This is a genomic window from Microbacterium testaceum (assembly GCF_020781835.1).
Lineage (GTDB): Bacteria > Actinomycetota > Actinomycetes > Actinomycetales > Microbacteriaceae > Microbacterium > Microbacterium testaceum_H.
In genome coordinates this window covers 121738-145545 of sequence record NZ_JAJGNJ010000001.1, presented here as the reverse complement: position 1 = coordinate 145545, position 23808 = coordinate 121738, and the positions used below count along the sequence as shown (strand labels likewise).

The 23808-nt window shown below is 67.2% G+C and carries 30 protein-coding genes and 1 tRNA gene; 26 read left to right on the top strand and 5 right to left on the bottom strand.

From position 1 onward, the window contains the following. Positions 1-48: 48 nt before the first annotated feature. Together LL239_RS00760 and LL239_RS00755 are read right to left on the bottom strand one after the other, a co-directional pair. Complete coding sequence (locus tag LL239_RS00760) at positions 49-1158, bottom strand: site-specific integrase (RefSeq protein ID WP_228161529.1); 1110 nt, start codon at positions 1156-1158, stop codon at positions 49-51. Then, positions 1159-1707 carry a helix-turn-helix domain-containing protein gene (locus LL239_RS00755; protein ID WP_228161528.1) on the bottom strand — a complete coding sequence of 183 codons (549 nt, stop codon included), beginning with the start codon at positions 1705-1707 and terminating at the stop codon, positions 1159-1161. A 102-nt stretch (positions 1708-1809) separates the two neighbouring features. Here LL239_RS00755 and LL239_RS00750 point away from each other — a divergent pair, with 102 nt between their 5' ends. The 13 genes from LL239_RS00750 to LL239_RS00695 all read left to right on the top strand — a co-directional run bounded on the left by LL239_RS00750 (position 1810) and on the right by LL239_RS00695 (position 7809). After that, positions 1810-2007 carry a helix-turn-helix transcriptional regulator gene (locus tag LL239_RS00750; protein ID WP_228161527.1) on the top strand — a complete coding sequence of 66 codons (198 nt, stop codon included), beginning with the start codon at positions 1810-1812 and terminating at the stop codon, positions 2005-2007. 92 nt (positions 2008-2099) lie between these two features. Then, the gene (locus LL239_RS00745; protein ID WP_228161526.1) at positions 2100-2453 is read left to right on the top strand and encodes a hypothetical protein; all 354 of its coding nucleotides are present in this window, start codon (positions 2100-2102) and stop codon (positions 2451-2453) included. Then, a complete protein-coding gene (locus LL239_RS00740; RefSeq protein WP_228161525.1) occupies positions 2450-2941 on the top strand; it encodes a hypothetical protein in 492 nt (163 codons plus the stop codon). Before LL239_RS00745 ends, LL239_RS00740 begins: the two co-directional genes overlap by 4 nt. A gap of 75 nt (positions 2942-3016) precedes the next feature. Beyond that, positions 3017-3685, top strand: a complete 669-nt coding sequence (locus tag LL239_RS00735) for a hypothetical protein (RefSeq protein ID WP_228161524.1) — start codon at positions 3017-3019, stop codon at positions 3683-3685. After that, complete coding sequence (locus LL239_RS00730) at positions 3682-3846, top strand: hypothetical protein (protein WP_228161523.1); 165 nt, start codon at positions 3682-3684, stop codon at positions 3844-3846. Before LL239_RS00735 ends, LL239_RS00730 begins: the two co-directional genes overlap by 4 nt. Further along, the gene (locus tag LL239_RS18115; protein WP_374197600.1) at positions 3843-4109 is read left to right on the top strand and encodes a WhiB family transcriptional regulator; all 267 of its coding nucleotides are present in this window, start codon (positions 3843-3845) and stop codon (positions 4107-4109) included. Before LL239_RS00730 ends, LL239_RS18115 begins: the two co-directional genes overlap by 4 nt. A 7-nt stretch (positions 4110-4116) precedes the next feature. Further along, positions 4117-4189: transfer RNA gene (locus LL239_RS00725), tRNA-Arg, on the top strand. A 33-nt stretch (positions 4190-4222) separates the two neighbouring features. Beyond that, positions 4223-4480 carry a hypothetical protein gene (locus LL239_RS00720; protein ID WP_228161522.1) on the top strand — a complete coding sequence of 86 codons (258 nt, stop codon included), beginning with the start codon at positions 4223-4225 and terminating at the stop codon, positions 4478-4480. After that, a complete protein-coding gene (locus LL239_RS00715; RefSeq protein ID WP_228161521.1) occupies positions 4477-4626 on the top strand; it encodes a hypothetical protein in 150 nt (49 codons plus the stop codon). Before LL239_RS00720 ends, LL239_RS00715 begins: the two co-directional genes overlap by 4 nt. A 16-nt stretch (positions 4627-4642) precedes the next feature. Beyond that, positions 4643-5413, top strand: coding sequence for a hypothetical protein (locus LL239_RS00710; protein ID WP_228161520.1), 771 nt, complete (start codon positions 4643-4645; stop codon positions 5411-5413). A gap of 344 nt (positions 5414-5757) precedes the next feature. Next, entirely contained in the window at positions 5758-6210 is a 453-nt protein-coding gene (locus tag LL239_RS00705; protein WP_228161519.1) for a hypothetical protein, read from the top strand. Continuing rightward, positions 6207-6593 (top strand): hypothetical protein, encoded by a 387-nt coding sequence (locus tag LL239_RS00700; RefSeq protein WP_228161518.1) that lies wholly within the window; start codon positions 6207-6209, stop codon positions 6591-6593. The genes LL239_RS00705 and LL239_RS00700 overlap by 4 nt, the downstream gene beginning before the upstream one ends. Positions 6594-6864: 271 nt before the next feature. Continuing rightward, complete coding sequence (locus LL239_RS00695; RefSeq protein ID WP_228161517.1) at positions 6865-7809, top strand: Abi family protein; 945 nt, start codon at positions 6865-6867, stop codon at positions 7807-7809. Between the two features lie 268 nt (positions 7810-8077). Here LL239_RS00695 and LL239_RS00690 read toward each other — a convergent pair whose 3' ends face one another. Both LL239_RS00690 and LL239_RS00685 read right to left on the bottom strand, forming a co-directional pair. After that, positions 8078-8878 carry a hypothetical protein gene (locus tag LL239_RS00690; protein ID WP_228161516.1) on the bottom strand — a complete coding sequence of 267 codons (801 nt, stop codon included), beginning with the start codon at positions 8876-8878 and terminating at the stop codon, positions 8078-8080. 228 nt (positions 8879-9106) lie between these two features. After that, positions 9107-9307, bottom strand: a complete 201-nt coding sequence (locus LL239_RS00685; protein ID WP_228161515.1) for a helix-turn-helix domain-containing protein — start codon at positions 9305-9307, stop codon at positions 9107-9109. 76 nt (positions 9308-9383) lie between these two features. On the opposite strand from LL239_RS00685, the gene LL239_RS00680 reads away from it, so the two are divergent. After that, positions 9384-9695: a helix-turn-helix domain-containing protein gene (locus tag LL239_RS00680; protein WP_228161514.1), complete on the top strand. Its 312-nt coding sequence runs from the start codon at positions 9384-9386 to the stop codon at positions 9693-9695. A gap of 264 nt (positions 9696-9959) precedes the next feature. Here LL239_RS00680 and LL239_RS00675 read toward each other — a convergent pair whose 3' ends face one another. Continuing rightward, positions 9960-10967: a LacI family DNA-binding transcriptional regulator gene (locus LL239_RS00675; RefSeq protein WP_228161513.1), complete on the bottom strand. Its 1008-nt coding sequence runs from the start codon at positions 10965-10967 to the stop codon at positions 9960-9962. Between the two features lie 175 nt (positions 10968-11142). On the opposite strand from LL239_RS00675, the gene LL239_RS00670 reads away from it, so the two are divergent. The 12 genes from LL239_RS00670 (at position 11143) to LL239_RS00615 (ending at position 23804) form a co-directional block, all read left to right on the top strand. Beyond that, entirely contained in the window at positions 11143-12507 is a 1365-nt protein-coding gene (locus LL239_RS00670) for an extracellular solute-binding protein (protein WP_228161512.1), read from the top strand. Positions 12508-12581: 74 nt separating this feature from the next. Then, a complete protein-coding gene (locus LL239_RS00665) occupies positions 12582-13532 on the top strand; it encodes a carbohydrate ABC transporter permease (protein WP_228161511.1) in 951 nt (316 codons plus the stop codon). 2 nt (positions 13533-13534) lie between these two features. After that, positions 13535-14323 (top strand): carbohydrate ABC transporter permease, encoded by a 789-nt coding sequence (locus LL239_RS00660; protein ID WP_228161510.1) that lies wholly within the window; start codon positions 13535-13537, stop codon positions 14321-14323. Continuing rightward, the gene (locus tag LL239_RS00655) at positions 14320-15069 is read left to right on the top strand and encodes an SDR family NAD(P)-dependent oxidoreductase (protein ID WP_228161509.1); all 750 of its coding nucleotides are present in this window, start codon (positions 14320-14322) and stop codon (positions 15067-15069) included. The genes LL239_RS00660 and LL239_RS00655 overlap by 4 nt, the downstream gene beginning before the upstream one ends. A 49-nt stretch (positions 15070-15118) precedes the next feature. Next, a complete protein-coding gene (locus LL239_RS00650; RefSeq protein WP_228161508.1) occupies positions 15119-16192 on the top strand; it encodes a Gfo/Idh/MocA family protein in 1074 nt (357 codons plus the stop codon). Then, positions 16192-16572 (top strand): tautomerase family protein, encoded by a 381-nt coding sequence (locus tag LL239_RS00645; RefSeq protein ID WP_228161507.1) that lies wholly within the window; start codon positions 16192-16194, stop codon positions 16570-16572. Before LL239_RS00650 ends, LL239_RS00645 begins: the two co-directional genes overlap by 1 nt. Then, positions 16565-17836 (top strand): endo-1,4-beta-xylanase, encoded by a 1272-nt coding sequence (locus LL239_RS00640; protein ID WP_228161506.1) that lies wholly within the window; start codon positions 16565-16567, stop codon positions 17834-17836. The genes LL239_RS00645 and LL239_RS00640 overlap by 8 nt, the downstream gene beginning before the upstream one ends. 31 nt (positions 17837-17867) lie before the next feature. Then, positions 17868-19313 (top strand): aldehyde dehydrogenase (NADP(+)), encoded by a 1446-nt coding sequence (locus LL239_RS00635; protein ID WP_228161505.1) that lies wholly within the window; start codon positions 17868-17870, stop codon positions 19311-19313. Then, positions 19310-21037 (top strand): IlvD/Edd family dehydratase, encoded by a 1728-nt coding sequence (locus tag LL239_RS00630; RefSeq protein WP_228161504.1) that lies wholly within the window; start codon positions 19310-19312, stop codon positions 21035-21037. Before LL239_RS00635 ends, LL239_RS00630 begins: the two co-directional genes overlap by 4 nt. Positions 21038-21053: 16 nt before the next feature. Beyond that, positions 21054-22178 (top strand): zinc-binding dehydrogenase, encoded by a 1125-nt coding sequence (locus tag LL239_RS00625; RefSeq protein ID WP_228161503.1) that lies wholly within the window; start codon positions 21054-21056, stop codon positions 22176-22178. Beyond that, positions 22175-22927 carry an SDR family NAD(P)-dependent oxidoreductase gene (locus LL239_RS00620; RefSeq protein ID WP_228161502.1) on the top strand — a complete coding sequence of 251 codons (753 nt, stop codon included), beginning with the start codon at positions 22175-22177 and terminating at the stop codon, positions 22925-22927. Before LL239_RS00625 ends, LL239_RS00620 begins: the two co-directional genes overlap by 4 nt. Next, a complete protein-coding gene (locus LL239_RS00615) occupies positions 22914-23804 on the top strand; it encodes an SMP-30/gluconolactonase/LRE family protein (protein ID WP_228161501.1) in 891 nt (296 codons plus the stop codon). The genes LL239_RS00620 and LL239_RS00615 overlap by 14 nt, the downstream gene beginning before the upstream one ends. Positions 23805-23808: the final 4 nt, after the last annotated feature.

The following is a 23808-nucleotide window of genomic DNA, read 5'->3' as shown; positions in this document are numbered from 1 at the left end:
CCCTGAAACCGCAGAATCATGCGGTAGCGGGGGCGTTTCTCTTTGCCCTCAGTCCCCGCCTGGCAACGAAACAGCAACAACCCGCGCCCCAATAGCCTCATCGAGCCGCGCCGAAAGTGCCTCTAGGTCGTCATCGAACAGATCGGCGTAGACGTCCAACGTCATCGCCGCGGAGGCGTGCCCTAGCATCCGCTGAATCGCCTTCACGTTCGCCCCTGCCGACACGGCGAGTGACGCCGCGGTGTGCCGTAGATCGTGCAGCACGAGAGGTTCCACGCCCGCTGTGGCGAGAGCAGACACCCACCAGGACCGCGATCCCGAGGACGCCCGCGTGCGTCGCATATAGCCGCCGTGGCCGTCATCGAATATCAGCGCGTCGGGAGCCTTTCCCGCGACCGCGGCGGACAGGTGCGCGAGGACCGCGGCGGGGACGGGCACCTGTCGAGATTCGTGGGTCTTCGGGGTTCCAGGGTGAAACTTGCCGTGCACCTCCACGACGTTTCGCGTGACCGAGATCCGGCCCCGTAGGAAGTTCACGTCAGACACGCGCAGCGCTACCAACTCGCCCCACCGGAGACCGCAGTAACCGAGGGTGAGCACGAGAGCAGGACGACCAGACGTCTCGGCAACAGCCCACAGCTCATCGTGGGTGAGGTATCGCCGTGCTCGGCTCGACACCTTGCGGGGGAGTCGAACGCCGCGCGCCGGGTTCGCCAGGATGCGACGGTCTTTCTCCGCGACGTCGAGAATCCCAGCGAGGATGCCGTATGCCCGAGCGACGACAGTCGGACTTTTGCCGATGCCGGCCACCCACGTTTCGATCTCGCTGTATCGGATGCTCGAGACCTTGCGGCGTCCCCATGTCGGTTCGACGTAGTTCTTCCAGGACGCTTGCAAGGGCGCGTAAGAAGACGGTTTGAGCAGGGCGCGCTTGTTCGCCAGCCACCCCACGCTCAGCTCCGCAACGGTCGCAGAAGCAGCGGATCTCGCAACATACGTTCCGTCTGCTTTGGCGACGGTCTGACGCGCGATGTATTCCTCAGCCTCGCTCTTCGTCTTGAACCCGCGTTTAGAGGTCTGTTGGTTCAGCGGGTCACGCCACACCGCACGCCAGAGTCTCTTGCCCGCGGCGTTCTGGTACGCGTAGACGCTGCCCATCTAGTCCGCCGAGTGGAAGTGCTCGTGCTCTGCCTTGAGTGCGCGCATGACGCTTTGGGCGCGTTCTCCCATGATCTCTCTTCGGTTCGCTTTCATCGTCGCTTCCAGAGTGCCCACGACATCGGCTGTCGCGACCCACCCGGGAGTCTGCTGAATGAGAGGTCCGTCTGCGTAGTACGCGTCGTTCGCGTGGAGATCTTCTGCGGCATCCGCCGCTAGGGCGAACCCGAGCATCGCGCGCGCATGCGCCAGAGATGCGTGCTGAAGATTGCGCGTTGCTTCCTCAAGGCGAGCGCCTGATACGACGATCGGTCCGCGGTCTGACCCGAGGCCGAGAAGATCGGTGACCCCCACGCCGAGCGAGTCGGCGAATGCCACTAGCTCGGATGCCAGTAGGCGCCGCTGGTTGTTCTCGATCTTGTTGACCGTCTGCTGTCGGAAGTCAAATCCCCGAACGCTCATCAGCTCGGCCAGAGCTTCCTGTGAAAGCCCCAGGCTCTCTCGCGTGGTTCGCAGTCTGCGCGCGATCTCTTCGTCATGTACGGCCATGCCTGCAGTCTAATCCAGAACGGGGTTGCGTGACCACACTAAACCCGCTTATAGTGTTCTCAACAACACCAGAACGGTGTGAGACTCACAAGGGAGAACGGGATGGAGAAGTACCTCAGTCCGAAAGAGGTTGCGGCGCTAATTCCGGGCATGACGGTTTCCAACCTGGCCCAGCTCAGATTCACCGGCCGTGGCCCGAAGTTCCTCAAGCCGACGCCGCGCACGGTCGTCTACCGCGAGAGCGACTGCATCGCGTGGCTCGAGGCCTCGGAGCGCACCAGCACGGCGGTCGCGAGCTGACCGCCCGCGAACGATCCAATCCACCAACGAAAACGGCCCCGACACTGCGCCAACAGTGCGGGGCCAAGGAACCCATGAGAGAGAGATTCCAGATGAACGCTACCGAAATCGTATCGCAGGAGCAGGCGCCCGTCACGCGCGAACAGGCCGAAGCCCTGGTGCCGGCTCCGCACTGGTCCGACCGCCCCGGATACGAGCGCGTCATCTACGACAACCCCGACGACGGCTACTCGATCTACGACAAGGCGACCATCGCAGAGACGCACACCGTACGTGTCGGCATGGTGTGGGAGACCGACGTCCACGCAGACGGCACCGTTCGCCCCACTATGGAGTCCGTCCGAGTAGCCCACGCCGACGAAGAATTCTGGATCGAAACGCGACACCTCGGTGACGTGCTCGACGCGATCCGCACCGCCACAACCGACATGGGGGTGACGCTGTGACGCTCACCCTGGACCCTCGCACGATCGTCTCTGGTGTCGGCGAGTTGCTGTCCCTCCGGGAACAGATCGACACGATGACCGCCCGCGCCGAAGAGGTCGCATCCCACATCGCGTCCGACGCCGAATTCATGGGCGGCTCGGTGCTGCGACTTCCCGACTACTGCGCGTCCGGCGTCCTGACTGCGGCCCTCGGCACGATCTATCACGTCGGACGATACGAAGCGGCACATCGTGGGGCGATCGACGGGAACGACTACGCGCACCCCGTGGGCAAGTGCGGCCGCTCAATCTGGTGCGCGCAGCGGGTCGGCGAGCGTGTGCGAGTCCGGTACTCCCGCGAACCGAACCGGTCGTGGCTGACGTTCCTCGGTAAGTGGGTTCTCGTCGGCGTGGACGACAGACAGACGGCGACGTTCGTCGCACTCGAAGAGAAGCCGATCCGCCGCCGCGCAGGGGTGGATGACGAACTTCGCGGACTCGATGACTGAGGCCGCGCACATAACCAGCACCCCGGGAGTCGCGGGTTCTCCCGGGGTGCTGCCCTGCCCGAAAGGGGGTGGCCTATGCGCGATGACCTCGTGACGTGGGCGCTCAGCCGACACCCGAATGGGACGAAGCAGATTGGTGGGCACGCGATCGGCCGCGCGTTGGTGGCGCTCTCCACTTTCGCGAACGCGGATGCCGTGGCCTGGCCCTCTGTGTCGACTCTCGCGGGCATGGTCGGCGGGATGACAGAGCGCGACGTGCGTAATGCTCTGGGCGCGTTGCAGGATCAGCGACTCATCGAACCGCAGTCACCGCCCAGGCCCGGACGTGTCACAAGGTGGCGACTCATGGTCTCCGACCTCGCGGGATATCCCGCGGGGAATGGAGATAGCCACTTCGCGGGATATCCCGCGACCTCCCCTGTGGATAACTCTTCCAACCTCGCGGGCAACCTCGCGGGCAACCTCGCGGGCAACCTCGCGGGATATCCCGCGACGAATGGAAGGGAAGGGAACTTGCTAGCGCACATCCACGAGCCAAACGCGATCAACGCCCTGGCCACCCTCTGCCGAGAACGACGCCTACCCCTCTCCCCAGATGAATTGCTCCCCGAGGCATATCGCATCGGACGGGGTGACCCGTGGGACGGCTACCTGCAGATCAAGGCCGTTACAGCTCAGCCGATCTCGAACGCACAGAACCCGAAAGCCGTACTCCGCAAGCGACTAAAGGACGTGGCCTCATGAACAAGATTCCCGCTCCCAAGCCCGCGAACTTCGACGCGCTCTCCCGAGCCTGGAACGACCCCCACGCATTCGCCCGCGAACGCCTGGCCTATTTCGACTCGCTCCGGCCTGAGGTGCGCGACATCACCCTCCCCATCCACGAACACGAGTTGACCGGATGACCCGCACAGACGACCGCTACAGGGAACTCGCCGCAGCCCTGCTCGACCACCCCCAGCCACCCTGCAGCGGAAACGACCGGTTCACCGCGGACCTGATCGACCTTGAACGGGACGAACCGCTACAGCTCGCGGCCACGTTCTGCTCCCGCTGCCCCATCAAGCCCGCCTGTGTCGCCTACGCGGACACCGCCAGACCACCGGCCGGCGTGTGGGGAGGACGCACCTACCCGCCACGCCAGACCCGCGAGAAAGCGACCGCCTAACCAACGACCCCCCGTAGCTCAGTGGACAGAGCACCCGGTTTCTACCCGGCGCCGCGCAGGTTCAAGTCCTGCCGGGGGGACGCAACACCCCTACCAGGAGAGGAGGACACAGCATGGCCGATCCGCATGCGATCAGCAACCTATCCCCGATCAAGCACCTCACGTCCAAGGGATTCCCCACGCCGCCGTGGGCCAGAAACGAGCACCTCGTCATCGCCGACGACGGCCCTAAGTGGAACTACCAGACCAGCCACCTCACCGATCGGGGCGTGCAAGACATCGCATGGCTGCTAGTCGACGGATGGGACGTCAGACTTCATGCCCGCCACGACCACGTAATTATCCGCATCCAACGAAAGGAAGACCAATGACCGATGACAGCCGTCGGCCCACGTTCTCGAGATCCATTCTCGAAGCCCTCACCGCCAGCAACAGCCAAGACACGATCACAGGTGACGAAACCACTCCGCTCGACAAGCGCGAATGGCTCCGCGCCCTCAACAGCCCCAGCAACTGACAGGAGAACAACCCCCATGCGAAACCACGACCTGCGCGCAATTTTCGAGGCGATCAAGACCTCTGGATACAAGCTCCCCGCCGAAATCCAGAAACACAATGACGACGCCGACAAGATCCATCAAGCCGTCCTCGAAGTGCGCGCGACAAGCACCAACTACCAGGCACTCGCGGCCTCGTGGGCAACGTCAATCCTCGAGGACCGAGACCCCATCGAAGACCCCGACATCCTGCGAGTCCTAATCGCCAATGTCCTCAACCAAGGGGACATCGACTCGGCCGCAAGCACAGCGCACGAGAACAAGCTCATTCACCTACTGCCCAAGTATCACAACGGCATCCTCGCCGCCTTCAAGGCTGCCGCCGACGAAGCCGGGGCCACGCTCACCGAAGCGCACAAGATCATCGGAACCGCAGACATCAACGACCTCTCCCGCATCGCCGGCATGGGAGCTGTCGCGGTCGACGCACGCGACAACATGATCGAGAGCAACCGCATACTTCGCGTCATCGACCAGGGATGGATCGCCATGCAGCGCCTCGCCCGCGTACTCCCCGACATCCCCTGGCGACTGCGCATGGGCGACATGGATCTCAACACCTACGAGAAGACCACTTACGCTCGCAAGCCAAGCGACCTCATCGTCAAGGGCGTAACCATCAATCTCGCCGCAAACGCTGAAACCATCAAGGACCGCCTCGAACAGGAGCGCGAAGAGCGAGAGAACATGCAGCGCGAGATCGACGATCGCGCTCGCGGCAAGTACTCGGTCGTATCCCGTGGCTGATCCGCGGGTGGGAGGGGTCACCCCAACACGAGTCAGGCCAGGTCTCCGGGTATTGCCGATATCCCTCCCCGGTCTTTTTTTTCCGGACCCCGGGGGCACCCCCACGCGTCTTTTCCTCCAAAGAGTCGCCGGAGAGGTGAAAAAGACCTCAGTCAGGTTCAAAACGTTTCGCAGTACCCGGAAGGAATGAGCATCATGCCTGAAACACCCGAGATCACCTACCACGACACGGACGCAGACATCCGAGCTATCTGGAAGTCACTGTGTAACAACGGGGGGTACCGCCTTTACGTGGACAGCAGCGGCAACCTCCACGCCACACGTCTCCCCGGACCGGCCCCGCTGTGACCGACCTCTACCGTTTCGAGTACGGTGGCGCGCCGTTCTCGGTGAATATCGAGCCGCCCAGCCCGACTGACACGACCACGACCGACCCGCCGAATGTGCGTGTTGTGGAGGGCCCGTGGAAGACGTGGCACCTGAGCGTCCCGGACGGATCGGTTCCCGGGCTTGCCGGCATCCGCCTGGTGCGCTCGGTCGCTGCTGACGGCGGTGAGCACCCGGCGGGGAACCTGACGTCGGCCGAGAGCGCTGGCAGCCCGACCATGATGATGGTCGCTGCGCCCGCCCCTGGTGGCGGCGCAGAGATTCCGGGTGTTGGCTTCGTGAACGGCGGAGAGGTGTACCGGATCAGCGGCGGATGGGGCATCGTGTCCCGCTTCTACACCGATGAGGAGTGGACGCAGCTCACCGCAACGTGGGAAGCGTGGCTCCGATCGCAGGGGGGTGCGGCGTGACCGAGCGCTACGAATTCGAGTATCGCGGCGCGACGTTCGCGGCGGAGGTCGACGTCGACAGTGTGCCGACCACCGGGGAGGCCCCGAATCTCCGTGTAATCGAGGGATCGTGGCCGACATGGAGACTCGAGATCACCCGCCCCGAGGGGGCGCCGGCTGAGGCCCGCCCGTATCGGTGCGTCAGCGAGACTGATCCGACTGCCCCGCACCTGCACGGGAACCTCACGCCCGAGGAGAGCGACTCATCCGATGGGTGGACGCTAATAGTCCGCGAGGACGGCTACGTCGCCCGCGTCGCGATCGGGGAGGCGGTGCTGTGGCCGTGGCGAGACCAGGAGTACCGCGACGCGTTCCACAGCCGGCTCAATGATCCGATGAGCTGAGCGGCCCGCCAGATGTATGTCCCCTGTCCCGCGGCCTGGTGATCTCCGTGCGTGGAAGGCGCAACGCCGAGGGAACGAGAATTCGGGCATGGGGAGGCGTGTGTAGCCAGGCGGCGCAATTTCTAACGCGCGTGCGATGGCCGGTTTTGCCAGTGTCCGACGTCTCCTGTAGACTACTTTCACCAGTCCCCCCGCCGCCTCTCACTGAAGCGCCCTGCGGGGGCCCTTTCATTTCCGGGCAGGTACTTCGATGGTAGAAGCGCGTCCGTACTTGACCCCACGACAGCGGGTCGAGTACTTGGTCCGCCGTGGCTACATTGAGGACGAAACCCTCAGCGGTGAGGCCGAGTCATTTCTCGCCCAGACGAATTTTCACTATTTTCTGGGGTACGCGAGAAACTTCCGCAAGTTGCGTCGTGAAGGTCTGATCGATGGCGACGACCGGATTGATCGGGTCATCAAGATGGTCGAGATCGATCATGAGGTCTCGACTCGATTGTTCACCGCACTGAGGACATTGGAGTGGCGGCTGCGTGCGACTCTTGTTGATCGTCATTGCGACCTGTATGAGCCACGCGCCTGCTTCCTCCACTCTGAGCACTACCGGGTCATGAACCCGAAGGCCCGTCCAATTCATCAAGTTGTTCGAGAGCAGATTCTGAGATCACGTGAACCGTTCGTGCGTGGGACCTTCGAGGCTTTCGAACTCGCTCACGGGCGGGTTTGGCAGGACAGTCCAGAGAACATGGATAAAGCTGATCAATTAGCAGCGATGGAAACCTTGCCCATCTGGGCGGCCGTGGACGGCTGGACTCTCGGTGCCCTCGAGCGCATCATCACCGAAACCGCGCCCGTTCACGACGGCACTACGGACCGGTGGCTTTGGAAGGAGGTCGCCTCGGCCTTTGGCGTAGCGAATGCCCTCTTTCATACCCAGCTGACCTCCGTGATCGTCACAAGAAATCTCGTCGCTCATCATTCCCGGTTGTGGATGCGACCGACCGCCTCATCTCCAAAGCGTCCGAAAATCTATAGGAACGTCTCATCCGATGCCGAGCCGAAGTCGATGTATGTGGCGTGGCTAGCCCTGGCTGCTTTTCTGCGCCCAGCCGGAGGAGATAAGCATCTCCTGGCTGATCTGGACGCCCTGCTGAGTCGTGATCCGCTCTACGAGCGAGGAGTCAAGCGTCCCCTGCTCTCTGCGGCCGTCGCCTGATTCTCGCGCCCCCGCGCCGTGTCGCCAGCATTGCCGGAGAAGGGATACCCGGCCAGGGTGGGAACGAACAGGCGTTATGCCGACGCCGTAGATCGGCGCATGAACGATCGGGCGCTCGAGACGATCGCGCGGGGTGGCGAATTGCTGTTCCTCACGAAGGCTGAACTGCGGCTCGACGAGGTGCCGCTAACCATCGGCCCGTGGCTACCGCGCAAGGTGAGGGCGTGGGTTCGGTTCGGTAACGTCCCGGTCCGGGTTGACGCGGGTTTCAGGGCTCAGGCTTTTCTCCGGTAGGTCCTTGCGGCTCAAGCGGTTCGGCCTGCTTCCAAAGCTCTTCGTACTCATTGCGCATTGCACCTGAAGCGAGAGCGTCGGCTACCGGAGTGATCACCCCCGGGCGCTTCGATATTGAGTTCAGGCTCGAGCCCAACACAAAAACTGGGCCCTGGTCAGGCATGAAAAAGCGGTCGTGAAGGGCGGACTTCCCCGCGACGCGAATGGCAATGCTGGGAACCTCAGGAAGGATGCGACGAAGGTGCTCGAGCCGTTTGCGTTCTGTCCGGTCTGAAGTCAACACGCGCGTTACTTCGGAGATTTCCGCTAGGTCGGCCAGGCGCTCGAAATCCAAGTATGGGTCGATGAGCATGCCCGGGCCATGGGTAGACATCAGTTCGAACACGCGAACGTAGGCAACAGGATCTTCTGGATCGATTTGCACGACCATGGGATTGTCGCTTGCCGTCACCGAAGGGGGCCGCTCAGCGTGCGCGAGCATGGCGCGTCCGAGCCCAGTCAACGTGACTGCCTCTCCGTCCGATACCGACACCCATCCGACCCGCTTTAGGAAGTCAGCAGCGCTTTCGCCGGGAGTGGTCTCCAAATGAACGTCACGGATCGACTCCAGCAACGTGGCGAGAATCTGCCGCATCGCGATCGGGGTTCCGCCCCGTCGTCGATTTGGCCCGTCGAGATATCGATGCAGCTCGGGGACGCTCAAGCGAGAGCCAAACCTGGTGACGGCATCGATGTAGGCGAGCGCCCGGTGCGCTTCGTCGTCCACCAGATCCATAACGCGAGGATAGCCGCAGCCTGCCCCCGACTGTTCGTGCGATCTTTGTGGGCGCCTGTGGGCGTGCCCAGCACGGTCGCCGACCAATATCCACTCGCGCGCCGCGAACTCGTCGACCAAGGACACCCTCGGGCATCGCCCTCTACCCACAGCGAACCACCCGAAGAGCTGGACAAGGGTGTTGACAGCCCCACAGAACGTTCGATCCGGCTAAGACATTGCGCCGGTCTAGACCGGTTCCCAGCTCTCCATCCACGCGTCCAGATCCTCGCGGAAGATGATGATGTCCCTGCCGTTACGAACGGCCGGGAGGACGTTCTTTCGCACCGCGTTGGCGACCTTATAGAAGTTCACCCCGCAGTAGTCCGCCGCTTGCTCGCGGCTGAACCCGCGCTTCCACTTGTAAGGGTCTTCCACTTCTCCAGTCATGCCCGGCAAGCTAGCACGCCCGGGCACGCACGAAAAAACCAGATCAGAAGCGTTATCACCGCGGATCATGTTGTGCGTGATCGATGCAGATCAGGTGCTAGACCGCATGGCCCTTGATCCACGCCCGGGCACGCGCGAAAGTAGCCGGATGACCAGGACACAGAACTGCATAGATGAGACCGCGGTGACTGTTGCCGACATCGCGAGACTGCTGCGAAAGTCGCCGGACACCATCTACCGTCTCGCGCGAGCCGGCGACATTCCCGGCTTCAAGGTAGGGGGCGAGTGGCGGTTCCTCACCTCCGCTGTCCTCGACCACCTAACTCGACCGCCAGAGCCGTTTGCGCAATCACAACGGTCGCGCCAGGCAAAGCGCATCACGGACTGAGCCGCCCCCGGGCCGGGGGGGGGGGGGGGGGTATTGCCGGCATTTGGTGACGGATTACGTCCGTGACAACAAACCAGCAACAAATTTTGCCCACAACCCAAATTGGGGAGCGGTCTTCCTGATTCACGACCCACGTAATCACGGGGCTTCTGACCTGAACGCGCGGCAGTCAACGATCCAAGCGAGGGTTCAAATCCCTCCGTCTCCGCCACGAAAAGCCCCGGTTCGCCGGGGCTTTCGTCGTTTGTCGTGAGCCGGCGGCGGCTACACGGCCCGCGGCGGCGCCGTCGACTCGCGGACGACGAGCTCGGCCGACAGCTGCACGCGTCGGTGGGCGATCGTCTCACCGCGCGACATGGCCAGAGCCAGGCGGGCCGCTTCGGATGCCATGCCGGCCAGCGGCTGATGGACGGTGGTGAGCTGCGGGTTCACCCAGCGGCACAGGTCGACGTCGTCGAAGCCGACGACGGAAAGATCCTCGGGCACACTCAGCCCCCGTTCGCGCGCCGCCAGGTAAATGCCGTAGGCCTGCTCGTCCGAGCCGCTGATGATCGCGGTGGGCCGCTCAGCGGCGTCGAGGAGCTTTCCGCCGAACGTGATGCCGCCGGAGATGAGCGAGTCGCCGACCTGCACGAGGGACGGATCGGGGGTGATGCCACGGCGTCCGAGCGCGGACATGTAGCCGTCGAGTCGATCCTGGTGGCATTCGAGGTTCAACGGCCCGGTGACGAAACCGATCCGGGTGTGTCCGAGATCGAGCAGGTGGTCGGTGGCATCCCGTGCTCCCGACCAGTCGGCGGCCGACACCGTCACGAACGACTCGGTGTCGGTACCCACGGGGTCCACCAGCACCACCGGCACGTTCAGTCGGGCGAGCTCGTCACGACCCACGGGGTCGATCTCGGAGACGACGATGACGATCCCGTCGGTTCCGCGCCCCGCGACCCGCTGCAGCCACTCGGGTGAGCCCGCCGGTGACCCCTCGGTGGCGGTGACGACGAGGTCGGCCCCGGCGCGTGCGGCCTCGGCTTGCGCTCCCCGCAGAAGCTCCGTCGCCCACTGCGTCTCCAGGCTCACGATCACGAAATCGAGCAGAGAAGTTTCGCGACGCGCCTTGCGTCGCTCGTACCCGCGTTCCTCCAGAAGTCTCTCGATCTCCTCGCGCTTCGGCGCGGAGATCCCCGGGCGTCCATTGAGAACGCGGGAGACCGTCGGCACGGATACGCCGGCGACGCGGGCGATCTCCGCGAGCGTGGCGGTGCGCTGCGACATGGGCCTCCTCCTTTGCCGACTGCCGGACCTCTTGACCGCGGACGGCGGCGGATCTACTATAACCAATACGCAAGTTGCGTAACAAGTTGTTTTCAGTCTCGCTAAAACTTGCGATGCAAAACGCGCGATCGGCCGACTCGATCGAGCTTCCCTGCAGCACAAGAGGAGAAAATCCATGTCAAAGAAGACATCGTCCTGGCGCCGCCTCGGCGCGACGGCGGTCGCAGGAGTCACCCTGCTGTCGCTCGTCGCCTGCTCGGGAGGCGGATCGGGAGGCGACGACTCCGGCTCCGCAACCGAGGGTGACCTCGTGTGGTGGGGGTGGACGCCGGACAAGCCCGTCGCCGACCAGCTGATCGCCGCGTTCAACGAGGAGTACCCCGACATCACGGTCGAGTTCGTCTCGAAGCCGATCGACAACTACGACTCTGTGATGGGACCCGCCATCACTTCCGCGGACGGGCCCGACATCTTCAACGTGGCCCCGGGCTCGGCCAATGGCGGCGTCGTGACCTTCCAGGCCGGAGCGATTGACCTGGCCCCCGTCGTCGAGGAGGCGCTCGGTGCCGATTGGCGCGACAAGCTGTCGGCATCCGGGGTCGAAGGCCTCGTCGTCGACGACAAGGTCGTCGGGCTCTCGGCGGGCTCGGTCTACTCGGGCAGCCTCTGGATCAACAAGGACATGTTCGACGCCCAGGGCCTGACGCCCCCGACGACCCTGGAGGAGTGGAAGCAGGTCTGCGCCGCATTCCAGGCCGCGGGCCAGGGCTGCTTCGTGCAGGGCGCGGGACAGTGGGCGTTCGACATGGACACCTTCGAGGCGATCATGGAGAACGTCGAGCCCGGCGCCTACGTCGAGGCCTCGCTCGGCGAGCGCTCCTACACCGATCCGGCGTTCGTCGAGGGCATGGAGATCTGGAAGTCGCTGTTCGACGACGGAATCATGCAGGACGGCGCCGTCGGGCTTCAGCAGTATCCCGACGCCAGCAATGCGTTCATGTCCGGCCAGTACGCGATGGTCATGATGGGCACCTGGTACACGCAGTACACCGTCCGTGACACGATGATCGGCGCGATGGAGGCGGCCGGCGTCTCCAACCCCGAGCCGTTCACGATGATCCCGATCCCGTTTCCCGACGTCGCCGGCACCGGGGAGACCGACAACATGTTCGGGGATGCCGACTACGGCCTGGCGATCAGCGCTCAGTCCGACCAGCAGGCCGCGGCCAAGACCTTTGTCACGTGGCTCACCACAACCGAGGCGGGCCAGCAGACGGTCGCCAACACGCTCAACGACATCCCGTCGCTGCTGGGCATCCAGCCGCAGTGGGACGAGATCGACCTGGTGAACCCGGAGGTCCAGCTCGAAGCGCTGCAGCAGTACACCGAGGTCGCGGCCTCGTCGACGCAGCCGCGGTTCGCCACGGTGTCCGCCGATCTCAACAGCGCCTTCCGCGACGCCCTCATCGGCGTCGCCACCGGCGACGTCACCATCGACGACGCCCTGGCGGGCCTGCAGTCCGTCGTGGACGCGCAGTAGCCCAGCGCCGCATCCCTTCGTGGGCGGGACCTGTCCCGCCCACGAAGGACCCTGCCCGACTCAAGGAAGAGCACATGAGCACTCTCACCGAAACCGTCGTGACCGCGGGGCGGTCACGACGCAGCCCGGGGCGCGTTCCGCGCCGCGCCGGGCAGAGGTCCCCGTACCCCGGCGGCCTCGCCTGGATCCTGCCGGCGCTCGCGCTGGTCGTCGGAATGATCTACTTCTCCATCGGGTACACCGGCTACGTCTCGACGCTCGACTGGAACGGCTTCATCCTCAGCCCGTCGGAAGCCGTCGGCGGGGACAACTACGTCGCGATGTTCGCCGACCCGATCTTCTGGCGGGCCATCGGGCACACCGCGATCTTCTTCGTCGTCACGTTCACCGCCCAGACGGTGATCGGCTTCGTCTTCGCGGCGATCATGCACTCGCGCATCCACCTCGCGCCGGTGTACAAGGTCATCATCTTCATCCCCACCGTCCTGGCTCCGGCGACGATGGCCCCGGTCTTCCGCCTGATCTTCGACGCGAACGGCTCGTTCAACGGCATCCTGTCGACGATCGGACTGGGGTCGCTCACGCAGCCGTGGTTGGCCGGCAACGTCACGGCGATGGTCGTGGTCATGCTCGTGACCATCTGGCAGTGGACGGGGCTGACGTTCATCCTCTTCTACGCCGCGATGAGCCAGATCGAGCCCGAGATCCTCGAGGCGGCGCGCGTCGACGGTTCGGGGAACGTCCGCACCCTCTGGTCGATCGTCTGGCCGATGTGCCGCGGCACCGCTGTCGCCCTCGCCGTGCTCGGTGTGATCGGCGCGCTGAAGACCTTCGACGTGCCGTACCTCGTGACGCGGGCCGGACCCAACCACGCCACCGAGTTCCTCGGCACCTACATCTTCCAAACCATGGTCCAGGAGAAGCACTTCGGCTACGCCGCCGCGATCTCGGTCGCCCTGCTCGTGCTGGCGATCGGGGCGGGACTGCTGATGAACCGGATCAATCGACAGTCCGAGAGGAGCTGACCGTGTTCGACGTCCGTTCCCGCGCCTCACGGTGGGGCCTGCAAATCCTGGCGACGCTCATCGTCCTGCCGTATCTGTTCCCTCTGATCGCGATGGTGCAGGGCTCGCTCGCCGGGCAGGGCCTGGGCAACTACGCCAAGGTGTTCGCCACCGGAATCGTCCACACGTACTTCGCGAACAGCATCATCATCGCGGCCTCCACGATCGCGCTGGTCTACGTGTGCACGATGCTGGCGGCCTTCGGTTTCGCCAAGCTGCGCATCGCGGGCAAGGAGATCTGGTTCTGGCTGCTGCTGGTTGCGCTGACGATGCCCGAGGCGGTGCTGCTGACACCGTTGTTCGTCACGGCGTCGACCTTCGACATGTACAACGAACTCATCGCGGTGATCCTGCCGCTGGCGGCCCTGCAGGTGCCCTTCACCGTGCTTCTGGCCCGGAGCTTCTTCAACGGCATCCCGAACGAGCTCATGGAGGCGGGGCGCATCGACGGGGCCAACGTCGTCCGCGTGTTCTGGCACATCGTGCTCCCGCTCACCCGTCCGATCGCCGGTGCCATCGTGGTGCTGACCCTCATCAACAGCTGGAACGCCTACCTGCTGCCTCTGCTCATGCTCAACGATCCGAGCAAGCAGGTGGTGACGCTGTTGCCCACGTTCTTCATGAGCCAGTACACCAACGACCAGACCGGTGTGCTCGCAGCGGCGGTGATCACGGCCGTGCCGGTGATCGCGGCCTACCTTCTCCTGCAGCGCTCGTTCGAGCGCGGCCTCGCGGCGGGAGCGCTGAAGTGACCCGCAGTCTGCTCGCCGGACAGTTCGCCGTCGTCACGGCCGGCACCTCGGGCATCGGGCGCGCCGTCGTGGAACGTTTCCTCGAGGAGGGGGCGGATGTGCTAACGACGGGCCTGACCGCCGCCCGTATCGCCGACGCACGTGCGGCGTGGGGCGACCGGGTTCGCGTCCTGCAGGCGGATGCCGCCAGCCTCGACGGGCTCGACGAACTCGCGGCCGAAGTGCGCGCGGTGGGCCGCGGGGTCGACGTGCTCGTCGCCAACGCGGGCCGCGATGTCGCGTCGACCCCCGTTGCGGAGACGGATGCCGAGGCCTTCGATCACGTGAGCGATCTGAATTTCCGCGGGACGTTCTTCACGGTGCAACGGTTCGTGCCCCTGCTCAACGACCACGGCCGGATCGTGCTGGTCTCCTCGATCGCCGGGTCCAACGGCGGCCCGGGTCACGCGGTCTACAACGCCACCAAGGCCGCGGTCCGCTCGCTCGCCCGCACGCTGACGGCAGAGCTGGGCGAGCGCGGCATCCGGGCCAACGCGGTCAGTCCCGGCCCGACGGCGACGGCGGGCTTCGACCAGTTCACCGGTGGCTCGGAGGCGGTGGCTGCAGCGGTGGCCGACATGGTCCCGCTGCGCCGGATCGGTCGGCCCGAGGAGGTCGCCGCCGCGGTGGCGTTCCTGTCCAGCGCCGAATCCAGTTTCGTGGCCGGCGTCGATCTCGTCGTCGACGGCGGCATGAGCCAGGTCTGACCGTGGCCCCCGGCCTTCCCCTCCATCCCCCGAGAAGAAAGACCCTCTCTTGAGCACTCCTTTGACCTTCGCCGTCGTCGGTACCGGCTGGCGATCCGACTTCCACATCCGCATGGCCGCGGCCGCACCCGACCGGCTGGAGGCCGTCGGCGTCCTCGCCCGCAGTGACGAGGCCGCCGAGCGCATGGCCCAGCGTTGGGGGATCCCCGTCGTCCGCACGATCGAGGAGGTCGTCGCGCTGAAACCCGACTTCGTCATCGCCTCGGTGTCGTGGCCCTCGATGCCCGGTGTCGTGACCGAGCTCGTCGAGCACGGGGTGAAAGTTCTGGCCGAGACCCCGCCGGCCCCGACGGCCGACGGCCTGCGCGAGCTGTGGTCGGCGGTCGGTGCCTCCGGACGCGTCCAGGTCGCCGAGCAGTACATGCTCATGCCGGGTCACGCGGCGCGGCTCGAGGTCGTGCGGTCGGGGGCCATCGGCCAGCCGACGGCGGTCGAGGTGGCCTCGACGCACCTGTACCACGCGACGTCGATCATGCGGTCCTACCTCGGCGCGGGAATGGCGGATGCCGTCGTCTCGGCGCGGACGTTCACGGCGCCGCTCGTGGACCCGCTGACCTTCGACGGCTGGGTGGAGAACCCGCAGCCGCAGCCGCGCACCACGACGATCGGCACGATCGACTTCGGCGACGGCCGCATGGGCCTGTACGACTTCGTCGACAACCAGTGGTGGAACCCCCTGCTCGCCCGTCGCCTCGTGGTGCGCGGGTCGCTCGGCGAGATCGTCGACGACGCCGTCACGCGCCTGTCGGGCGAGGGTGTGCTGACCTCCCCCATCACGTATCGCCGCACCGGGGTGGACATGAACCTGGAGGGCAACGAGGTCGTCTCGGCCGCCTTCGAGGGGCGCATCGTCTATCGGAACCCCTGGGCGGGCACACGCCTGTCGGAGGACGACATCGCCGTCGCCTCATTCCTCGAACTCACCGGGCGCTGGGCGCGCGACGAGGCCGAGGGCCCCTACTCCCTGGCCGACGCGTGCCAGGACCATCTGCTCGGACTCGCCATCGAGGAGTCCGCCCGCAACCGCGCCGACGTGCGCGTCACCAAGGAGGTATGGGCCTGATGCCCCTCATCACGATCGAAGTCGCCGAGACCGTCCCCGTCGCGCAGCGCCTGGCCTATGCCGAGGCGGTGCACCAGGGTCTCGCCGAGGGTCTGGGCATGGACATCGAGGACCGTTTCCAGGTCATTCACCCGCTCCCGGCCGACCACATCATCGCCGATCCGCACTATCTGGGTGGTGAGCGTCGCGACGTGCTGTACGTCCGCATCCTGATGGTGCGCATGTACGACGACGAGACCAAGGCGCGCGCTTTCCGTGCCGTCGCGCGGCGCCTCGAGGCGGAGGGCGTGCGCCCCGACGACGTCTTCATCGCCGTGACCGAGAACACCATCCAGGACTGGTACCCGGGTGCGCGAGGGGAGTCGACCGCCGATGTCTGATCTGGCTCAACGCCGTGTGGGCGGACGCGTGCGGCTGGTCGATCCGGCGGGCCGCCCCCTGGCGGGGGTGTCCGCCCGGATCGAGCAGACCGCGCACGCGTTCGGGTTCGGCAACATCGGGTTCGACTTCATCGAGTGGATCGCCGGTGCGCCCGACATCGAGGGCGCGCGCGAGCTCGAGCACTTCGGCGGTGCCCTCGCCCTCGATCCCGAGCGGCTCGCCGCCGACTACCTCGAGCTCTTCAACGCGGTCACGCTGCCCTTCTACTGGCGCGGCTATGAGCCCCGCCGCGGTCAGACCGACGAGGTCCGCCTGAAGCGGACCGCCGAGTGGTTCGCCGCGCGCGACGTTCAGATCAAGGGCCACCCCCTGGTCTGGCACACCCTCACGCCGTCGTGGCTGCTCGATCTCAGCGACACCGAGGTCGAGGACGTCCTGCGCGATCGCGTGCGCACCACGGTGGCGGACTTCGCCGGGGTGATCGACCTGTGGGATGCCATCAACGAAGCGGTGATCCTGCCCGTGTTCACTGCCGAGGAGAACGCCGTGACGCGCCTGGCGCAGTCCAAGGGACGCGTCGAGATGGTGAAGCTGGCGTTCGAGTCCGCCCGTGAGGCGAACCCCGATGCCCGCCTCGTGCTCAACGACTTCGATCTGTCGGCGGACTACGAGCGCCTCATCGCGGACTGCCTGGATGCCGGCATCCAGATCGATGCGCTCGGGGTGCAGACCCACATGCACCAGGGTTTCCGCGGCGAGGACCAGATCGCACAGATCCTGGAGCGCTTCGCGGCCTTCGGCCTGCCGCTGCAGATGACCGAGACCACGCTGCTCTCGGGCGAGATCATGCCCCCGGAGATCGTCGACCTCAACGACTACTTCGTCGACGAGTGGCCGAGCACCCCCGAGGGGGAGGCGCGGCAGGCCGACGAGATCGTGCGCCACTACCGCACGGTGCTCGCGCACCCGGCGGTCGAGTCGCTCACGTACTGGGGTATCACCGATCACGGGGCATGGCTGGGTGCACCGGCCGGGCTGCTCCGCGCCGACGGCACCCGCAAGCCCGCGTACGACGCGCTGCATTCGCTCATCCGCGGCGAGTGGTGGGTGGGTCCGACCGACCTGACCGCCGACGCCGACGGCATCGTCGCGATCGACGGGTTCGCGGGCCGGTATCGCGTCGACAGCGGCGCGGCATCCGCTGTCGTCGAGCTGACGAATGCCACCCCGGTCGAGATCGTGGTGGACCCCGATGCGCGGTGAGGCGGCCGAACTCGCACGCGTCGGCGGCGGGGTGAGCGACATCGTCGCCCTCGCCGCCGACGCGGCCCCGGCCTTGCGCGCGGCGAGCCGCGAGGTCCGGGCCGGGTGGCTGCGCGCCATCGCGGACGAGATGGATGCCGACGCCGACGCGCTCGTCGAGATCGCCGACCACGAGACGCACCTGGGTGCTGAGCGCTTGCGCGGAGAGGTCGCCCGCACGACCGGGCAGCTGCGCCTGTTCGCCGGAGTGATCGAGGAGGGCTCGTACCTCGAGGCCATCGTCGATGCCGCCGACCTCGCCGCCCTTCCGCCGCGTCCGGAGTTGCGTCGCCTGCTGCGACCGCTCGGCACTGTCGCCGTCTTCTCGGCGTCGAATTTCCCCTTCGCGTTCTCGGTCGCCGGCGGCGACACCGCCGCCGCCCTGGCGGCGGGATGTCCCGTCGTGGTGAAGGCCCACTCCGGGCACCCGGAGCTGTCGCGCGCGACCGCGCGGATCGTGACCGACGCGCTCGCCGCCGCGGACGCGCCGGCGGGAGCTTTCGGTCTCGTCGAGGGTCGCCAGGCGGGCCTGGATCTCGTGCGGGCACCGGTCGTCCGCGCCGCGGCCTTCACCGGGTCGCTCGCGGGAGCGCAAGGCCTGATGGACGAGATCGCCCGGCGTCCCGACCCGATCCCGTTCTACGGCGAGCTCGGGAGCACCAACCCGGTCGTCGTCACCCCCGGCGCCATCGCGGCGCGGGGCGACGCGATCATCGACGGGCTCGTCGCCTCCTTCACCCTCGGCGGCGGACAGTTCTGCACCAAGCCGGGACTGGTCTTCGTGCCACGGGGAACCGCGGACGACCCGCGCCTGCGTGAGCGCGTCGCTGAGCGGCCCGCCTTCACCCTGTTGACCGATCGCATCGCCGAGGCGTTCGTGCCCGGCGTGGAACGCCTCCGCGAGGAGGGCGCTGCGCGTGTCGTCGCGGGACGCACGTCGGAACAGTCCACTCCGGTGAGCGCGGTCGTCGTCGCGACCGACATCGGCACGTTCCGCGAGCGGTCCGACGCGCTCCTGGAGGAATGCTTCGGCCCCGTCACGGTACTCGTGGAGTACGACACGATCGACGAGGTCGTCGCCGCTCTCGCGCTGGTCGGCGGATCTCTCACCGGCTCGCTGCACGCACAGCCGGGCGAGGCGATCGGCGCGGTCGTCGCGGCCCTGGAGGAGCGAGTCGGGCGCGTCGTGTTCGACGGCTGGCCCACGGGCGTCGCGGTCACCTGGAGCCAGCACCACGGGGGCCCGTGGCCCGCGACCACGAGCGCGTTCACCTCGGTGGGCGCCACCTCGATCCGCCGGTTCCTGCGTCCCGTGGCGTACCAGCAGGCACCGGAGGAGGCACTTCCCGCCGACCTGCGCGATGAGGCTCTCGCGGGTATCCCGCACCGCCGCGACGGCGAGCTCGTGCTGCCGTCGCCGAAGAGAGGAACGACATGACCGACCCCGAGGGCGGCATGCGCAGCGCCCAGTTCTACGGCGGCGATGACCGCAACGCCTATCTCCACCGCGCATGGATGCGGCGCGGGGTGCCGGACCACGCCTTCGACGGACGTCCGAACATCGCGATCGCCAACACCGCGTCGGAGTTGACGCCGTGCAACGCTCACCTCGACGAGGTCGCGCAGAGCGTCAAGAACGGCGTGTACGAGGCCGGCGGCATCCCCTACAACCTGCCGATGGTGTCGATCGGCGAGACGACCGTCCGCACGACCGCGATGCTGTGGCGCAACATGGCCGCGATGGCCGCCGAGGAGCTCCTCCGCGCCAACCCCGTCGACGCGGTGGTCCTCCTCGGCGGGTGCGACAAGACGATCCCCGCGCTCCTCATGGCGGCCTCGTCGGTCGGCATCCCGGCGATCGTCGTCCCCGGCGGACCGATGCTCAACGGCACGTTCCGAGGTGCGCCCCTCGGCTGCGGCACCGACGTGTGGAAGCTCAGCGAGGAGGTGCGCGCGGGCGGTCTGGCGGGCGACGTCTTCCGCTCGACGGAGTCGTCGATGATCCGCAGCCGCGGTCACTGCAACACGATGGGCACCGCCTCGACGATGGCGTTCATGGCCGAGGCCCTCGGCATGACGCTGCCCGGGATCGCCGGCATCCCGGCGCCCGACAGTCGCCTGCTGGAGTACGCGCACGCGACCGGTCGGCGCATCGTCGAGCTCGCGCGCGAGGGACTGACCCCCGCGGATGTCATGACGAAGGCCTCGTTCCACAACGCGATCGTCGCGCTCGCCGCGATCGGCGGGTCGACCAACGCCGTCGTCCACCTGCTCGCCATCGCCGGGCGCCTCGGCGTCGACCTGACCCTCGACGACTTCGACGCGATCGGTGAGGGTGTGCCCCTCTTGGTGAACCTGCAGCCCGCGGGCACGTACCTCATGGAGGACCTGTTCCGCGCCGGCGGCTACCTCGCGGTCCTGCGGGAGGTGCGGGATCGGCTCGACCCCACCGCGATCACCGTCGCCGGCCGCCCGTTCGTCGACGAGCTCGACGCGCACGAGGTCTGGGACCGCAGCGTCATCCGCACCGCGGACGCACCCCTTCTCCCGGATGCCGGGATCGTCGTGCTGCGCGGGAACCTCGCGCCATCGGGCGCGATCATCAAGCCCGCCGCGGCCACCCCCGCCCTGCTGCGTCACCGCGGTCCCGCCGTCGTGTTCGACTCCGTCGAGGACATGCGTGCACGCATCGACGACCCCGATCTCGTCGTCGACGAGAACTCCGTGCTCGTGCTGCGCGGGTGCGGGCCGCGGGGCTACCCCGGCATGCCCGAGGTGGCGAACATGCCGCTTCCGCGGAAGCTCCTCGAGCGCGGGGTGCGCGACATGGTCCGCATCTGCGACGGACGCATGAGCGGGACCGCGTACGGCACCGTCGTGCTGCACGTGGCCCCCGAAGCCGCGGCCGGGGGTCCCCTCGCGCTCGTGCGTGACGGTGACGTGATCGAGCTCGACGTGGCGGCCCGAAGCCTTCGGATGCTGGTCTCGGACGAGGAACTGGGCGCCCGCGAACCCGCGGCGGGGGCGTCTGAGGCCTATGCCGCCCCGCGGCGCGGGTGGGAGCAGCTGTACGTCGCGCACGTCGGTCAGGCCGACACCGGGGCCGACCTCGACTTCCTCGTCGGGGCGACCGGACCGGCCGTCATGCGCGAGTCCCACTGACCCCGAAGGAGCCCCGATGTCATCCCTGATCCATGCCGCCGTCCTCCGGGAGGTCGGCGAAGCGCCGCGGATCGAGCAGATCGAGCTCGCCGGCCCCGGTCCGGAGGAGATCCTCGTCGAGATCGAGGCCGCCGGAGTGTGTCACTCCGACCTGCACTATCTCCGAGGAGAGCTACGGTGCCCCCTCCCTGTGGTGCCGGGGCACGAGGGTGCGGGACGCGTGCGGGCGGTCGGTGAGCGGACGAGCGGCGCGATCCGCGTCGGTGACCGGGTCGCGCTGCTCTGGCGCCCGAACTGCGGGCGATGCCGTCAATGCATCGTCGGCGCCCCGATCATGTGCGAGATGGGTGCGATCCAGGCGCAGTCCGGCGGTCTGCTCGACGGCACGACGCGCATGCGCGACACCGACGGCCCCGTGCACCACCTGCTCGGGGCGTCGAGCTTCGCCGAGCGGGTCGTCGTCCACGAGCGCAGCGTCGTGCCCGTGCCCGACGACATCCCCGCCGAGATCGCCGCCATCGCCGGCTGCGCTGTGATCACCGGTGTCGGGGTCGCGCGCAACGTCATCGGCCGGTGCCTGGGCGAGCCCGTCGTCGTGATCGGTGTGGGCGGTGTGGGCTTGGCCGCCATCATGGGCGCGAAGCTCTCCGGCGCCCACCCGCTCATCGCCGTCGACGTCGACGAGGACAAGCTCGCGCTCGCCCGTCGCCTCGGCGCGACGCACACCGTACGCGCGGGGGAGGGCGATCCCGTCGACGACGTGCTCGCGATCGCGCCCGGCGGGGTGGCGTGGGCCGTCGAGGCCGTCGGGCGGCCCGAGACCCTCACCACCGCGGTCCGGATGCTGCGGCCGCTCGGCACCGCGGTCGCGGTCGGGCTCGGTGCTGTCGGGCAGACCTTCGAGGTGCCGATCAACGAGCTGGTGCAGCGGCAGAAGAAGATCATCGGATCGCTGTACGGCTCGTCCGTGCCGGCACTCGACCTCCCCGCGATCTTCGAGCTCTACCGCGCCGGTCTCCTGCCGCTGGACGAACTCATCGGCACCCGGTACCCGCTCCATGGCGTCAACGAGGCGTTCGCCGCGCTCGCCGCCGGTGCGGTCGGGCGCGCGGTGATCCTGCCGGGAGGTGTTCCGGCATGACATATGCGAGCTACCCGAGCCTCCGGGGTCGCGTGGCGGTCGTCAGCGGCGGTGCGACCGGCCTCGGTGAGGAGATCGTCCGCCAGCTCGTCGCGCAGGGCGCCCGCGTGGGGTTCGTCGACATCGACGTGCCGGCGGCTGAGGCCCTCGCCGCGGAACTGGGCGGGGCCGCGCGGTTCCTCCCGTGCGACGTGCGCGACATCCCGGCGCTGGAAGACGCCGTCGCGCGGTTCGCCGCCGATCTCGGTCCCGTGCAGATCCTCGTCAACAACGCCGCGCACGACCTGCGCCACACGATCGACGAGCTGGACGTTGCCTACTGGGACGACCGGCAGGCGGTGAACCTCCGTCACCACTTCTTCGCCGCGCGGGCGGTCGCCCCGATGATGCGGGCGGCGGGCGGTGGCTCGATCATCAACATGGGGTCGATCAGCGCCCACATCGATCTGCAGGACCTGGTCGGATACATCACGGCCAAGGCGGGCATCGAGGGTCTCACGCGCACGCTCGCCCGCGAGCTCGGCCCCGACCGGATCCGCGTCAACTGCGTCATCCCCGGGTGGGTCATGACGGCGCGGCAGATGCGCGATTGGGTGACACCCGAGGCAGAGGAGCACATCCGTCGGAGTCAGAGCCTGGAGGACAAGGTGTATCCGGCGGACGTGGCGCGGATGGTGCTGTGGCTGGCCGCCGACGACTCGGCGATGTGCACGGCGCAGAAGTGGGTGGTCGACGGTGGATGGCTCTGACCTCACGACTGCGTCGGGGGCCCGCTGGATCGGCGATTCCGCGGTCGACCACGGCGAGGGCGCGTTCTGGGATGCTGCGACCGGCACCCTGCGCCACGTCGACATGCTCGCCGGCGACCTGATCACCGTCGCCGACGCCGGGGAAGTGGCATCCGTCGAGCGCACGCACGTCGCGGACGTGCTGAGTGTGATCCGGCGTCGCCGCGGCGGCGGGTTCGTCGCCGCGGTCGAACGCGGGTTCATGCTGCTCGACGACGACCTCGGCGTGCAGCAGCGCATCCGCGCTTTCAACGACCCCGCGGTGCGGATGAACGAGGGCGCGTGCGACGCGGCGGGACGCTTCTTCTGCGGCTCGATGGCCTACGACATGCGCCCGGGCGGCGGGCGCCTGTACCGTCTCGAGCCCGATCTCTCCGTCCACGTCGCGCTCGAGGGGGTGTCGATCCCGAATGGACTCGTGTGGACGGATGCCGGCACCACGGCGCTGCACGCCGACACCCTGACCCGCGAGATCCGCGCCTACGACTACGACCCCGATCGCGGCGCGTTCGGCGCCTCGCGGGTGTTCGCGCGGGTCGACGCCGAGGCTCCGGGCGCTCCCGACGGGATGGCCCTGGACGACGAGGGCGGACTGTGGGTCGCGATGTGGGGCGGCGGTGCGGTGCACCGATATGACTCCGACGGGCGACTCGACCAGGTGGTGCGGCTGCCCGTGACCAATCCCACGTCGTGCGCATTCGGCGGTGGCGACCGCCCGGTCCTGTATGTGACGACCTCACGTCAGGGCATCGCGGCGGACGACGAGCCCCTCGCCGGTCGAGTCTTCGTCGTACCCGCAGCGGTGGGAGGGGCGCCGGTGTTCCCGTTCGGCGGATGAGCGC